Source organism: Flavobacterium seoulense, from assembly GCF_000695795.1.
Taxonomy (GTDB): Bacteria; Bacteroidota; Bacteroidia; order Flavobacteriales; family Flavobacteriaceae; genus Flavobacterium; species Flavobacterium seoulense.
This window is the reverse complement of the sequence record NZ_JNCA01000013.1, coordinates 39,678-54,930: the sequence shown is the minus strand read 5'-3', so window position 1 is coordinate 54,930 and position 15,253 is coordinate 39,678. Positions and strand designations below refer to the sequence as shown.

9 protein-coding genes are annotated in these 15,253 nt (G+C 32.0%); 7 read left to right on the top strand and 2 right to left on the bottom strand.

The features are described from left to right. Positions 1 to 23: 23 nt before the first annotated feature. Positions 24 to 626, bottom strand: coding sequence for a YciE/YciF ferroxidase family protein (locus FEM21_RS06665; RefSeq protein ID WP_035659048.1), 603 nt, complete (start codon positions 624 to 626; stop codon positions 24 to 26). Between the two features lie 270 nt (positions 627 to 896). Here FEM21_RS06665 and FEM21_RS06660 point away from each other — a divergent pair, with 270 nt between their 5' ends. From FEM21_RS06660 to FEM21_RS06640, 5 genes are all read left to right on the top strand, one after another. Then, complete coding sequence (locus FEM21_RS06660; RefSeq protein ID WP_035659047.1) at positions 897 to 1,289, top strand: YidH family protein; 393 nt, start codon at positions 897 to 899, stop codon at positions 1,287 to 1,289. Between the two features lie 11 nt (positions 1,290 to 1,300). Next, complete coding sequence (locus FEM21_RS06655; RefSeq protein ID WP_035659154.1) at positions 1,301 to 2,020, top strand: YqjF family protein; 720 nt, start codon at positions 1,301 to 1,303, stop codon at positions 2,018 to 2,020. A 117-nt stretch (positions 2,021 to 2,137) separates the two neighbouring features. Continuing rightward, complete coding sequence (locus FEM21_RS16190) at positions 2,138 to 2,536, top strand: hypothetical protein (protein WP_051627519.1); 399 nt, start codon at positions 2,138 to 2,140, stop codon at positions 2,534 to 2,536. 95 nt (positions 2,537 to 2,631) lie between these two features. After that, positions 2,632 to 5,472: a CheR family methyltransferase gene (locus FEM21_RS06645; RefSeq protein ID WP_035659046.1), complete on the top strand. Its 2,841-nt coding sequence runs from the start codon at positions 2,632 to 2,634 to the stop codon at positions 5,470 to 5,472. 119 nt (positions 5,473 to 5,591) lie between these two features. Continuing rightward, positions 5,592 to 6,275, top strand: a complete 684-nt coding sequence (locus FEM21_RS06640; RefSeq protein WP_035659045.1) for an SRPBCC family protein — start codon at positions 5,592 to 5,594, stop codon at positions 6,273 to 6,275. A 57-nt stretch (positions 6,276 to 6,332) separates the two neighbouring features. Here the strand turns inward: FEM21_RS06640 and FEM21_RS06635 are convergent, their stop codons facing one another. Further along, positions 6,333 to 8,948, bottom strand: coding sequence for a beta-glucosidase (locus FEM21_RS06635; protein ID WP_035659043.1), 2,616 nt, complete (start codon positions 8,946 to 8,948; stop codon positions 6,333 to 6,335). Positions 8,949 to 9,320: 372 nt separating this feature from the next. On the opposite strand from FEM21_RS06635, the gene FEM21_RS06630 reads away from it, so the two are divergent. Both FEM21_RS06630 and FEM21_RS06625 read left to right on the top strand, forming a co-directional pair. Next, on the top strand, positions 9,321 to 13,664 hold the full coding sequence (locus FEM21_RS06630) for a hybrid sensor histidine kinase/response regulator transcription factor (protein WP_035659042.1): 4,344 nt from the start codon (positions 9,321 to 9,323) through the stop codon (positions 13,662 to 13,664). Positions 13,665 to 14,384: 720 nt separating this feature from the next. Then, positions 14,385 to 15,221: a hypothetical protein gene (locus tag FEM21_RS06625; RefSeq protein WP_051627518.1), complete on the top strand. Its 837-nt coding sequence runs from the start codon at positions 14,385 to 14,387 to the stop codon at positions 15,219 to 15,221. The last annotated feature ends 32 nt before the right edge of the window (positions 15,222 to 15,253 follow it).

Below are 15,253 nucleotides of genomic sequence, written 5' to 3'. Positions count from 1 at the left end.
TTTTCCTTGGTATTGAATAGGATTTATTCTTCTTCATTTTCCAAATCTTCATCAGAAGCGGCTTCGAAGTTGATATTGTTGTAAGCTACTTCAGTTAAGAGTGTATCGGCTTCTTTTTCTTCCTCTAAAGTTTGTTGTAACAAAGCCAGAGCTTCATCTTCACCCAGAGTTTGAGCATAAGCGGCTAATGTTCCATAGCTTGCAATTTCGTAGTGCTCGATTTTTTGCGAAGCAGCAATAATTCCGGCATCTCTTACAGCTCCTTCCGCAGTTTCTGTCATAATACTTTCTCCTTCTTTAATAAGACCTTCCATAGCATCACATTTTTTTGCTGTTGCTTTTTCTCCTATTAATTCAAACACTTCTTCTAATCTGGCCACTTGTTCTTCGGTCACAGTAAGATGATCATTGATAGTGTTTACAAGGTTTTCTGAAGTCGCTTTCTTAGCCATTTTAGGTAAAGCTTTAGTTAGCGCTTTTTCTGCCCAGTAAATATCTTTTAATGAATCTACAAATAATTCTCTAAGACCTTCTGCTGCCGAAGATTTTGTATTTCCTTTTGATTTAGATGGTGTTTTTGCACTTTTCGTTTTAGTGCTTGCTGTGGTACTTTTTGTTGTTTTCATAGCTTTTTTGAATAATTAAATTATTAATACTAAGCCAAATATAGAGACACCATTCAACCGTAATTTATAAAATTTTTCTAACTAATTATAAAATTAGCATTTTCAGTTATAAACCTGATTTTAAATAATTTATTAGTCTTCAATAGGTTGTTATTATGTAAATACGAGATGGAATTGTATAAAGTATCTACAGCAAGAGAGTTTAAATTTGTAAGCATTCCAAATTTATTTTGGCTTGTTTTTAAGTGATTAAATAATTCATTTACAAATATGGATATAGATAATAAACCTATGGTTAATGAGCATCTGGCAAATGAAAGAACTTTTCTGTCCTGGATTCGCACAGGCATCGGAATTATGGTATTTGGATTTGTACTCGTTAAGTTTTCATTAGTTGTCAATAAATTACCGGCAAGTTTTTTTCAGGATGCCAATATTCCTAAAAACGGATTTACCATTTTTATTGGAATTGCTTTAGTAATTACTGGAGCTCTTATGATTTTTTTGTCTTACTGGAAGTATCGACAAACTTATAAATTGTTACAGCAAGGTAAATATTTGTATTCTACATTGATGTTAACTGTTTTAACTGTAGTCATTTTTATAATGAGTATAATCATTATCGCTTATTTAATTATGGCTGCTTATCCGTTTATGTTTTAAAAATGATAGAAATGAAAAATACAAATCTAATTCTTGCACATACATCAAACAGGCAATATCCACTTCCTGAAAAAAAATGGAAATATTCTCAGGAATGGCATAATATTTTATTTTTTCATTGGCGTGTGCCTAAAAGTTTGTTAGAAAAATATATTCCTGAAGGAATGGAACTGGATATGATAGATAATACAGCATGGGTATCTCTCGTAGCTTTTGAAGTAAAGAATATGCGACTTCGCAATTTGCCTCCTTTTCCCGGAATCTCTAATTTTCATGAAATAAATCTTAGAACCTATGTTGTTAAAGACGGAATTCCAGGTATTTATTTATTCTCTATTGAAACAGATAAGTTTAGAGAAGTTTTGTTAACACGCATTTTTACGGGCTTACCTTATCAGAAATCGCAAATAAAAAGAACATTACATTGTTTAAAATCTGACAATAAAAAATCAGATTCTCATTTTACAATGGTCGACAGTAGTAAAGCTTCTACTATTGAAAAATCAGCTTTGGATTTATGGCTGACAGAAAGACATTCATTATATAAAAATTTTAATGAAGAAACGTATCGTTATGATATTCATCATAAAGAGCTCAATCTAAGAGAACCAAAAGCTGAAATTCTTGATATCAATTATAAAGCTGGAAAATATACACCTACGATTCATCCTGATAAAGTACATTCTGCCAGAAGGTTGGATACACTTTTTTGGGCTAAGCAAAAAGCATAAATCTCTTTCAAATGGTAATTATATAATTAGATATCAATATTATATAAAATACAGGCCCTTTTAAAAAATATATTTACCATTATAAATTCTAAAAATAATCTTTTAAAACTTATTATTATGAATATAGACGAAAGAGAGAACTACAATCAGGATGATCAGTATTCTCAAAATGAAAGAAACCAATACAGAGAAGACGATTTAGATGTAAATCCGGTAGACAATTCATTAACGAATGAAGAAGAGGAACGCATCAATCAACGTTTAATAGATGAAGACGATTATGATAATAATGATAGTCTTGACGATGAACACGGAATTGACGAAGAAGACCCTATTGATGATGAGGAAGGTCCTCTGGAAAACGATGACGATTTTGTTAAAGATGATTTTGAAGAAACCGATCTTGACGAAGAAGATATTGATAGAGATGATTTCGAAGAAAATGATTTTAACGAAGATGATCTTAATGAAGATGATTTTGATAACACAGATCCTAAAGATCCACGTATATTTTAATCACTTTATTAAAATAGAAAAGGCCGCTTAATACCAAGCGGTTTTTTTGTTGAGAGAAAAAAATTAGATATAGATATCAAGATATAAAATTGATTATGACTGTCCCTAATATAGAAAACATACAAGAAAATATTTTAAATTTCCCTGTTGTAGGTATAGCTACAGTTGCGGGAGGATTAGATATTATAAACAAAATAGTTTCAGGAATTGCTCAAAATTCTGGAATGGCTTATATTATTTCGCCGTATTTTTCTGCAAATTTTTCAAACAACCTATCCGAAATAATAGCACAATATGCCCAGATTCCTGTTCACGAAATTATACATGAAATAAATTTAGAACCTAATAATATTTATATCATGCCTGAAAATAATACACTTACCATAATGGACGGTGTGTTACAATTAAAAAGAAATACACGTAACGAAAGACAAAACAATACTGTTGATCTCTTTTTTGAATCACTTGCTAAGGTTTATAAAAGTTATTTTACAGGCATAATGTTACTTTCAGATACTATTTTAGATGGCATATTGGGATTTAAAAAAATTAAAGAGTTAGGAGGAGTTACCTTATTACAAAATCCGGAAACAGCAGAATACAAAGGTATTTCACAAACCGTTATTGATATTTATGATGCCGATATTGTAGTAAAACCAGATGATGTTCCTGCCGAATTATTACAAATTAAGGAAAAATTCATTCTCAACCTGGCTTATAATGAAGAAGAGCATTTACCTAAGGATCAACAAGAAATCTACACTAAGATTGTTCAGCTTATTTTATTTAAAACAGGAAACGATTTCAGTAATTATAAGCAAGCAACTATTAGGCGTCGTATTGCCATAAGAATGGTAATAATGCAAAAAGATACTTTAGAAAGTTACTACAGTTTAATTCAAAATAATAAAAAAGAACAGCAAATATTGCATGATGATTTATTAATTACTGCAAGTTACTTTTTTAGAGACCGTCATTTTTTTGACAATTTGAATACTAGTGTTTTCCCGTCATTAACAGAAAATAAAACTAATGCAGCTTTACGTATTTGGGTCGCAGGCTGTGCAACTGGAGAAGAAGCGTATTCGCTGGCAATTTGTATGCATGAGTATTTATTGCAAACGAATAATGAAGACTTAAAATTCCAAATTATTGCTTCTGATCTTTCCGAAAAAAGTATTGCAAAAGCCAGAGCAGCTCTTTATTCTACTTATGATGTGCAGCACATTTCGAAAGAGCGATTGCAAAAATATTTCTCTAAAAATAATGGACAATACCATGTTAAAAAAATAATTCGTGACAAGTGTATTTTTGCAGTTCATAATCTTGTAAAAGATCCTCCATTTGCAAAAATCGATTTAATAAGCTGTCGCAATGTATTACTGCATTTTAAAGCTGTTTTACAAAATAAAGTATTGGCTTCTTTTCATTATTCACTAAAACAAAATGGATTGCTGCTTCTGGGAAATTCAGAAACTGTAAATAAGGCTTCGTATTTATTTGAAAATAAACAAAATCAGCAAAGTATTTTTGCCCGAAAGATTGTTTCAGGTTACTTTTCTTCAGATGTAATACAAACTGCAAAAAGCAATTCATTCGAAAATGAAGCAGCTAAAAAAATTCAAACTCAAAATAGAATTGATGAGTTAGAGAAAGAATTATCACAGTTACGAGCAACTATTAAGCTTAATGAAGACGTAACTGAATCAGTTGAAATTCATAAAATAGATGATAAATTAGAACTCGCAACTCAGGAATTAAAATCTAATAATGAAGAATTGTTGTGTGTAAATGATGAGCTTCAGGAGTACCAAAAACAATTGGTAAACATACAGTATTATTCAGAATCGATTATTAAAACTATTCACGAACCATTATTAGTAATTGATAAAGAGTGTGTTGTAAAAAGTGCTAATCCGGCGTTTTTCAAGTATTTTAAAACAACCGATGAAGAGATAGAGAATCATCTGTTTTTTGAAATAGAAAACGCACAATGGAACATTTCAGACTTTAAAGAGCAAATTAAAAGAGTAATCAATAATGAAGAAATTATTGAAAACTTTAGAGTTGATATGACTTGTGCCAGTGTTGGTAAAAAAACATTGCTGGTAAATGCACGTCAGATACAAAATTCACCCAATTTAGTTCTCCTAACCTTCAATGATATTAGCAGTTTAGTCGATGCTAATGAGCTGTTGAATATGAAAAAAGTAGAATTAGAAAAACAAAACAAACAATTAGAAGCATTTACATCTTCGGCTACTCACTATCTAGAAGAACCTCTTCGAAAAATTCACATGTTTTGCAAAAGAATTGTTGAAAACGAAAAAAATATCAGTGAATCCAGCAGGCATGATTTAGAGCGCGTGCAAAGTCTGATTCTAAATATGACGCAGCTTATCAATGACCTTATTAATTATTCGAGAGTGAATTATCTTGAAAAAGAATATAAAAAGACCGATTTAAATACACTTTTGAAAAAAAGTATTCGTGATCTAAAAGATGCTATTTCCGAGAAAAACGCAGTTGTTTCTGTTGCACCATTTCCTGAATTGAATGTGATTCCAAACCAAATCCAACAATTGTTTGCCAACTTAATAACCAATGCAATTAGGTATTCTAAAAAAGATGTTGTGCCAGAAATAAAAATTCAAACCGAACAGCCTTGTAGTAAAGAAATTGCAGAAATGGGAGGTAATCCAGATACGAATTATGTAAAAATTTGTGTTAGCGATAATGGAATTGGTTTCGAAAAATGTTTTGAATCCAGAATTTTTGAACCTTTTTATCGATTGAATACTACAAGTAACTATAAAGGCAGTGGCCTCGGACTTACATTGGCACAAAAAATAGTAGCAAATCATCGTGGTTTTATTAAAGGAATTAGCGAAATAAATTCGGGTACCACAATGGTTATTTATATACCAGTCAATTAATTACAATCTGATAATTATGTAATTAAACTGCTTAATTCTATAAAATAAAGGTTAATTGGACTTATAGATTTGGAACATAGATTAGTCAAACTTTTATTCGAATATTAAAAAAAGAAATTATGGAAACAAGAACATTCTCACCGACACAACACCACAATATGTTAGGCTTAAAAACCAATGTATCAAAACTGGAAAGGATTGCAATGATTACAGCTGGCGCTTATCTATTATACAAAGGAATTTCAAAAGAAGAAAAATGCGCCGGAAAAATAACCTCAGGAAGCGCAATGCTGCTTAGAGGTGTTTCAGGTTATTGCCCGGTTTATGATGCGGTTGATCATCTTAAAAATGATAAAACATCTAATGTAAATATTCGTATCAATAGTTTAATTAATAAACCAGTTAACGAAGTGTATGGTTTTTGGCGTAATCTAGAAAACTTACCAAGATTTATGAACCATCTGGAATCAGTAAAAACGATAGATTCAAAGCTTTCAGAATGGACTGCCAAAGGTCCGGCAGGAATTGGAAAATTATCATGGAAAGCCAGAATAATTAAAGATGAAGAAAATCAAATGTTAAGCTGGCAATCGCTTGCTGATTCAACTATTGAAAACACTGGAAAAGTTGTTTTTAAACCAATAGGAAAAACTACCGAAATAGACATCACTATTTCTTATCACGCTCCACTGGGAGTTGCCGGTGAAGCAGCTGCAAAATTTTTGAATCCTTATTTTGAAAAATTAATTAAGGATGATATTATGAATTTTAAAACTTATATAGAATCGAATAATTATTTATAATTAACGATTCATGTATTATAAAAAAGGGACTTCATTTAATTGAAGTCCCTTATTTGTTTATTTATCAGATAAAGTTGATCCGGTATTAATTTTAAATCGGCCACTTTGAATATCGGTTGATCCGTCAGGTAATTTACCGCCAACAGCAATTGTAAACCATCCTGATTCAATAACGCGCTGGTCTTTTTTATTAATCATCGAAAGTTGTCTAGGTGTAATCTTGAAATTTACCGTTTTTGTTTCTCCTTTTTTCAAATGAATACGCTCAAAACCTTCTAATTGCCATATTGGACGTGGAGTAGAAGCTTTCTCGTCTTTTAAGTATAATTCAACCACTTCATCACCGTCACGATCACCTGCATTTGTTACATCAACAGTTACTTCAAAATCTTTTTCAGTAGTAATATTAGTTGGAATCTGAATATTACTGTATTTGAATTTGGTGTAGCTTAAACCAAATCCAAAAGGATACAATGGTTTTTTATCGAAATAACGATACGTACGACCTTTCATGTCATAATTTTCAAAATCAGGAAGCTGATCGACAGATTTATAATAAGTAACCGGTAAACGACCCGCAGGATTGTAATCGCCAAAAAGGACATCGGCAATGGCATTTCCTCCTTGCTGACCAGGATAACCGGCAGTTAAAATAGCGGGAACATTATCATTTGCCCAGTTGATTGAAAGTGCACTTCCGTTAATTAAAACTAAGGTTACAGGTTTTCCTGTGGCTACCATCGCTTTCATTAATTCTTCCTGGTTAGAAGGCAGATTTAAGCTGGTGCGGTCTCCACCATCAAAACCATCAGCTTCTACTTTCATTTCTTCGCCTTCTAAACGTTCATTTAAACCTAATACCAGAACAATTGCATCGGCTTGATTGGCTACCTGAGTAGCTTCCTGCAATAAATTTTCCTGAGGTTCAGACCATAATAATTGCGCTATTGCATCGCCATAAAAATTCTGGTATTTTACTTCAATTTTATATTTTTTTCCGGCTTCTAATTCTACTTTTTGTGCTCTAATGCGTGGATGATGGTTATTTTTTCCACCAGTATTTTTTCCGCCTTCAATTTCGACAGTCATAAAAGGTTTTGACCATTCTGAAATAGAATAAGTTCCTGTTTTTTGAACCACAAGATAACCATTCCATTTCACACTGTAATTACCCATTTTCAATCGAGGATCTGGTGTGTTAATATCCCAGTGAAAATCGACATTGTCATCGATACGTGTAAAAAGAGGTTTTCCTTCCCATTTAGTATTGGCAAAATATTCGGCAGTTAATCCTTGTGTACCGTTTTCGTTTTGAAAATTAACAGATGGAATTACTTTCATTTCAGGAACTCCTTTAGCAAGATCAGTACCTTTGGCATACAAAACTTTTGCATTTGGTTCTAATTTATTTTGGATACCTTTTAGAACAGTTACCGGGTTACTTGGAATTCCGCTGTAATTTCCCCATAAAGACTGAACATCATTAGCATTTGGACCTATAACAGCAACAGTTTTAATTTCTTTAGAAAGAGGCAGTGTTTGATTTTGATTTTTCAAAAGAACAATACTTTTTTGAGAAGCTACTCGCGCTAAATAATCATGGGCAGCATTATTGTTTACCGAAAAAGGAATTTGGGCATAAGACACCATTTCGACCGGATCAAACATACCCAGTTTAAATCGGGCAGTAAATAAACGTTTTAATGTGATGTCAATATCAGATTCAGATAGTAACTTTTTATTTAATGCTTCTTTTAATGATTTATAATTGCTTCCGCATTCTAAATCCAATCCTGTTTTTACTGCCAATGCCGAAGCTGATGCTGCATCGGGAGTAATTTTATGGTATTTCCAGATATCAACTACAGCTCCACAATCAGAAACGATATAACCATTAAATCCCCAGTCTTTTCGAAGAATATTAAATAAAAACGGACTTGCACTTGCTGATTCTCCTCTAAAACGGTTATAAGCTCCCATTACCGAATATACATTTCCTTCTTTTACTAATGTACGGAATGCAGGAAGATAAGTTTCGTAAAGGTCAATATTGCTAGTTTCAGCATTAAATTCATGTCGTGATGGTTCAGGCCCTGAATGTACAGCGTAATGCTTAGCTGTAGCCACAACTTTTAGGTATTTGGAATCAGTTCCCTGAAGTCCATTAACGTAGTTAAGTCCTAATTGACTGGTAAGGTAAGGATCTTCACCATAAGTTTCATGACCACGACCCCAACGCGGATCACGGAAAATATTGACATTAGGCGACCAGAATGTTAATCCCTGATACATTCCGTGTTGTCCTCTTCTTAAATATTCGTTGTTTTTAGCACGGGCTTCGTCAGAAATAACATTGGCAACATCAAAAATCAATTGGCGATCCCAGGAAGAAGCAATAGAAATAGATTGCGGAAAAACGGTAGCATAGCCAGCTCTTGCAACTCCATGTAAGGATTCGTTCCACCAGTTGTATTCAGGTACGCCCAAACGTTCTATTGCAGGAGAAGAATCCATTAATTGACTAATTTTTTCGTCTACAGTCATTCTGGAAACTAGATCATCAACTCGTTGCTCAATAGATAATGCAGGATTTGTAAATTTAAAATCTTGCTGTGCAAAGGTGGTTACGGTTATTAGGTTTATAAAAAACACTAATGAGTTTATTCTTTTCATAGATTGGTATATATAATTTTTTTAGAGGTCATTTGTAAATAGCATATCAGCGTTGGAATTTACGCACATTTATTCGTTATTTTTCATTTGATTGTTAATATTATTCGATTTAATTAATTGATTCATAAAAGATTTTATTTTCTGATTTGAAGTCAAGCAAAATTACTGGCTAAAGTTTTATTTGTTTGGGCTAAATTGCTATTTGAAGTAGGAGGTAACGCTTGGTGTTTATTTCTTTGGTTCAAAATCTATTCAAAAGGGAGAAAAAATGCTATTTAAGTAGGGGTATTTTGCTAGGAAGGCCTACAAATCTAGGACGGCTGATGAATTTTGATACTTTTGTAATTAGTACGGTTTTTAAAAGTATATATTTTGAAAAGAAATTTTATAATCATTTTTTTCTACTTCATTTTTACCCTGAGTTTTGCACAGCCTGTAGGCGTTTTAAAACGTTTTACTTATGATGCAAAATTAAGTCAGTCACGTATTCTTGATATTCAACAGGATGAAAAAGGGTTTATTTGGTTAGGAACTTATATAGGTTTAATCAGGTATGATGGAACTACTTTTCAAAATTTTGAAGTACTGCAAAGAGGAAAATTAAATTTATTATCGAATAGAGTTTCTGGTTTTAAATTTGATAAAAACGGACGCATTTGGATCAAGTCAGAACAAGATGAAATTTATTATTTTGACACTCAGACTCTAAACTATCATTCTCCTTTAGAAATTGATTCTAAAAAATATTCGAATACTTCATTCAAACAATTCAGGTTAATGTCTTCCGGAAGAGTATGGTTATTTTCAGAAGATAAAAATGTTGCTGTAGCTGTTGAAACGGATAAAAAATTAAAAGAAATCTCTTTTGATAAGACAAAATTAAATGGAGCTAAATTTAAGGATGTCTATGAAGATGCTACCGGAACTACTTGGTTTTTAACTACCAAAGGTATTTGTAAGTTAAAAAAGAATGCCACCGCAGCGGAATATTTCTTTTTTAATATGACAAGACCTTCGGGAAAACCGTATTCTTATAATTCGGTGATGGAAATAAAAGAAGAGTTGTGGTTTGCAGGTGTTGGTGGTAAACTAACACGTTATTCTAAGCAATCGAGTACTTTTTTTGATGTTCAGTTAAGTATAAATGCCGATATCAATAGAATTGAATATGTTAAAGGTGGTAAAGTTCTTATTACCACAAAAACACAAGGAATTTGCTATTATGATATTAAAACCGCAAAAATAGATGCATACAATAGCAAAACCTTAGCAGGATTTCCTGACTCAAATATTAAGTATTTAGGATTAACGCATTCCCAATATTTTTGGTTTGAAACTAATGCTCCGGGGGTATATCGATTTGATTTAGTTACTGGAAAGTTAAAACATTTGCAAACAGATACGAGTGATCCGGCGGCGATAGGAGTATCGAGAAAAACATTTTTAATTACTGCTCCAGATGGAAATGTTTGGGTACAGCCGAGGGATGGAGCTTTGGCTTATTGGGATCAAAAACAGGATAAATTACTTTCGATAGCACATACTATAGATGAATCCAGAGATGTTGTTTCTGATGTGATGCACGCTGCTGCATTTGATCGACTAGGAAATTTATGGTTTTGCTCCTATAGACAAGGACTTGATTTAATAACATTTAATAAGCAGAAATTTTCAAAGCTAAAATTAGATTTATCCTCAGGCAGGAAAAAAAATAATGTAAGAGGATTGATGACTGATAAAAGTGGTAATCTCTGGCTTGCCAGTCGTACCGATAAGATTACATTATTCGATTCTAAAAAAAGAAAGATAGGAATGCTGGGGGCTGACGGTAGTTTGTCGGCAAATAGTCCCGGCTGGGGAGCTGACATTTACCACATGCTACAGGATAATAGAGGCAGAATTTGGGTAGGTACACGCGGTAATGGATTGTTTTGTTTATTCCCAACTTTGAAGCCGTTTCATTATAAAGTGATTCATTACAAGTATGATGAATCTAATCGCTACAGTATTAGTTCTGATGATATTTATAGAATTTTTCAGTCTGGTTCAGGTAAAATTTACATTGCAACCTGGGGAGGAGGAGTAAACGCAGTCAGGGAATCGAATAAGGGAATTCATTTTATTAATTATAGAAATGAATGGAAAAATTATCCAATAAAATCGGCAGACAGAGTTCGCTCTATTGTAGAAAGTAAAAATCAGCAATTGTTTTTTATTTCATCGTATAAATTATTCTCTTTCTTTGATAACAAGTCATCGACAACTAAAGTAGTTTTTAAAGAATTTGATCAGGTTTCAGGAAATGATATTTTGGATATTTTAGTGACTTCAAATAATAAATTGGCTTTGGGAACTAATGGAAAAGGAGTTTTATTGGCCGATTTAAATAAAAAAGAAAAACTGGAATTTCAATATTTTGAAGAGGAACAAATAGGTTTTCCTATTGATGGTGTTGTGGCCATGCAGGAGGATAAACAAGGGAAAATATGGTTGATGGGCAGCAATCAAATTGTACGATTTGATACTGATAAAAAGACTTATGAGACTTTTCCGGAATTAAAATCGCTTATAGGCAATGAAATATTTTCTGAAGCAACTAAATCCCGTCTTCTTAGCGGAGAAATTGTAGTGGGGTATTCAAATGGTGCTGTGATTTTTAATCCCGAAAAAATTAAGCCTTTTCAGTATAAACCCTATTTAGCAATAACTGGTTTTTCGGTAAATAACAAAGAACTACATGAGATAAATCCTGAAACGCCAAGTAATCCTGATTTATTACAAGAAGTTCGTCTGGAACATGATCAAAATTTTTTCAGAGTTCAGTTTTCAGCTTTGGATTATGTGAAGAATGAAAATATCGTTTATCGTTATAAACTGGAAGGAATTGACAAAGGATGGAATTACATTAAAGGCGGACAATCTATTAATTATACCAATTTGAGCCGAGGAAAATACACTCTTTTAATCTCTTCGACTAATAGTCATAATTTATGGGTTGATAATCAAAGAAGTATCGAAATTACGATTCTTCCTTCGATTTGGTGGACAAATCTGGCATTAATCATTTATGCACTGCTGGCAATAGCACTTTTTAAATTCATCCGACGTACATTTTCGACCATTATAAAATTACGAAATGATGTTCAGATTGAAAAACAGGTATCTGAATTAAAGATGAAGTTTTTTACTGATATTTCGCATGAAATACGTACTCCGCTTACTATGATTACAGCTCCTTTAGAAAAAATGCTTACTGATGATGAGATTCAGGATTCAGTAAAAGTACAACTTCAGGGTATTGAGAAAAACAGTAATCGATTACTGAATTTGGTAAACCAGATTTTAGATTTAAAGAGAATCGAAAATCGAAAATTAGAAGTAAAAGCGATTGATTTAAATGAATTTGCTGCTAAAATTGTAGATAATTTTAGAGAAATAAGTTTACAAAATAAAATACGTTTAGAAGTAAATTCGATCGTTAAAAATCCAGTTATATGGGCTGATCCGGATAGTTTGGATAAAATTTTAGTCAATTTAATTTCAAATGCTTTTAAGTATTGCCATAAAGGAGATATAATTCAAATAATTATCGAAGAATCAGAAAATCAGATTGTATTAAAAGTAAGTGATAATGGACCCGGAATTAATCCTGTTATCCAAAAACGTTTGTTTGTTCGTTTTTCTAATTACAATGAAAATCCTAATAATCCAAGTACCGGAATTGGTCTTTCGATTGTAAAAGATTTGGCTGATAAACATGGAGCTACGGTTACGATAAATAGTGAGGTTGGAAAGGGAAGTACTTTCGAGTTAAGTTTCTTAAAAGGATATTCTCATTTTACTGAAGATGTTGATATTGTATTTGAAGAATTTGAGGATTATTTAGAAACGGATGCTTCAGAAACCGAAAATGAAGTTACTCCAACTTTATCAGAAGAAATTAAAAAAGGAAAAACAGTAGGTTTGGTTGTCGAAGATGATCCGGAATTGAGAGAGTTTATAGTTTCTGTTTTAGAAAAAGAATATAAAATTCATGTTGCCGAAAATGGTATTGACGGGCATTTAAAAGCAGCAAGTTTGAATCCTGATTTTATTATCAGTGATATTATGATGCCTCAGATGGATGGTATTGAAATGCTTAAATTAATTAGAAATAATATTGCTACAAGCCACATTCCGGTAATTTTATTGAGTGCCAAAACGGCTATAGAATCTAAATTAGAAGGAATGGAATATGGTGCTGATGAATATATAGACAAACCTTTTAATGTGAGTTATTTAAAAGCGAGAGTCAAAAACATTTTAGAGCAGCGCAAACGACTTCAAATGTTGTATTCTAGTGGTACTATTTCTGAAATTCCAGGCGATGAACCACTACAAATTTCTAATCAGGACCATAAATTTATGTTTCAGGTAATTAAATTGGTAAAAGACAATGTTTCTAAAACCGATTTTTCAGTAGAAGAATTAGGAAAATTAATGTGTATGTCGCGCGCCAGTTTTTTTAATAAACTTAAGGATTTAACTGGAGTTTCTCCCGTTGTATTTATTCGTGATATACGGTTGAATGAAGCTGCTGAAATGCTTAAAAAAGAAGATTTACTAATAAAGGAAATTTGTTTTGAGGTTGGATTTAGTGATTTGAAATATTTTGGAAAATGTTTTAAAGCTAAATTCAACTATACACCTGCCGAATACCGTCGTCTTTATCGTTAGATTAAATTATTGATTTTATACTTTTTTTCAGGATTCATAAATAAGAACAGACACAGCTGTTTGTTCTTATTTGTGGATTTTTTTTATACTCTTTTCATTCAAATTAAATACAAAAAAGTAATTTTTTACAGAGATGTAAGTATAATAATACTGATTTTGTTAACTTTTATTTAAGATTTTATATAAGCTAATGAATTATAGGTTTGTTTGTGTGTAAAGTGTTGATTTTAAATATTTTGATTGTGTTTTTTACTTTCGTTTAAATCGGTTTTATTGATTATTTAGATAAATGTACCCTGTATTTTATCAATTTTTCTACCATTGACACAGGGTAAAAAAGTTTTTCAACCTGATTAGTAATATCACCTACCTCTAAAAGCAATTTATCTCCCGGATTAAGATTTCCTATATCTAGTTTTACATCCGAACCAATAGTCTTTTTAAGGCTAACTATTAACTAACTAATCATTATTAAATTATTAAGCTTATGGAAAAAAGTAACACTTTTGTCCTACTACTACTTGTGGGGATAATCATAGTGTCTTGCTGTCAAATGAAAAAAGCAACGGTATTGTCTCCAGTATCAGAAAATGAAGGAGGAAAAATGCTCAGTTTGAAATTTGGAAGTAATACACAAAAAATGGTATCGACAACTTTCGGTACTATTGTTATGCATGCGAGCGTGATTTTTAAGATTATTCAATTTTAAAATCAGAGCGTATGAAAAATATAAGAAATTGTATTATAGGAGGTGCAGCATCTCTTTTACTGATGACTGCCTGCGATAATGATGTATTAAAATATGATACATCAGTTGTTAAGGATTTTGAAATCCAGCTCAATGACGAACCTTGGAGTTTAAATACGGGTATTTCTACTAAACCCATTTTTGTTTATAAAGAAAATGGCGATTTTTTTGCTAATTACAGTTCGCATTACCGTTTTGCATTAGAAAATGGAGCTTACAAATTTGTAGCGACAGATATTCCGGAACAAATGGTCAAATCTCCGGTAAATCTAAATGATTTAATTATTCCCCAATTAATTACTGCTGATCAGCCGGTAAAAATTTCGGCAGCAATGCCTTACAGTTCTCCTTTCGAAAATAAGCTTACTATGAATATTCTAAGCAGATCAGGAATTTTACGTTTAAAATCAAGGGATATAGCGCCTGACCCAAGTTATGCCATTATTAAAACTACTGTTGAGGTAAAGCGCAGTGGTTATAAAGTTGTGGATGAAACATTTATTCAGCAGGATTTAGCTGTTTCCAGAACTAAAAGAACTACTACAGGAGGAGTTAATTACACGGATGATTTTATTTTATTCCAAACTGATGAAGCTGCTAATAATGTTCGTATTCGTATCGATTTTATGACTCAGGATTCGGTTATTGTCAGAACCAAAGAATTTGAAGGATCTTTTCAAATTTTACCTAATGGAGTTAGCAGTATCGACTTTAATCTGAATGATCCCGAAACACCAATTATTAAGGATTATGTATTGACCATTAACGGGGTCGTTGCTACAGCTAAAAAAAGCAATTCAAGACAATAAAGAAGTCCTAAAACAAAATCTAAATAAAATAT

Excerpts from the sequence above, each read along its gene's own strand:
- FEM21_RS06665 (WP_035659048.1), bottom strand. The coding sequence starts at position 626 with ATGAAAACAACAAAAAGTACCACAGCAAGCACTAAAACGAAAAGTGCA.
- FEM21_RS06660 (WP_035659047.1), top strand. The coding sequence starts at position 897 with ATGGATATAGATAATAAACCTATGGTTAATGAGCATCTGGCAAATGAA.
- FEM21_RS06655 (WP_035659154.1), top strand. The coding sequence starts at position 1,301 with ATGAAAAATACAAATCTAATTCTTGCACATACATCAAACAGGCAATAT.
- FEM21_RS16190 (WP_051627519.1), top strand. The coding sequence starts at position 2,138 with ATGAATATAGACGAAAGAGAGAACTACAATCAGGATGATCAGTATTCT.
- FEM21_RS06645 (WP_035659046.1), top strand. The coding sequence starts at position 2,632 with ATGACTGTCCCTAATATAGAAAACATACAAGAAAATATTTTAAATTTC.
- FEM21_RS06640 (WP_035659045.1), top strand. The coding sequence starts at position 5,592 with ATGGAAACAAGAACATTCTCACCGACACAACACCACAATATGTTAGGC.
- FEM21_RS06635 (WP_035659043.1), bottom strand. The coding sequence starts at position 8,948 with ATGAAAAGAATAAACTCATTAGTGTTTTTTATAAACCTAATAACCGTA.
- FEM21_RS06625 (WP_051627518.1), top strand. The coding sequence starts at position 14,385 with ATGAAAAATATAAGAAATTGTATTATAGGAGGTGCAGCATCTCTTTTA.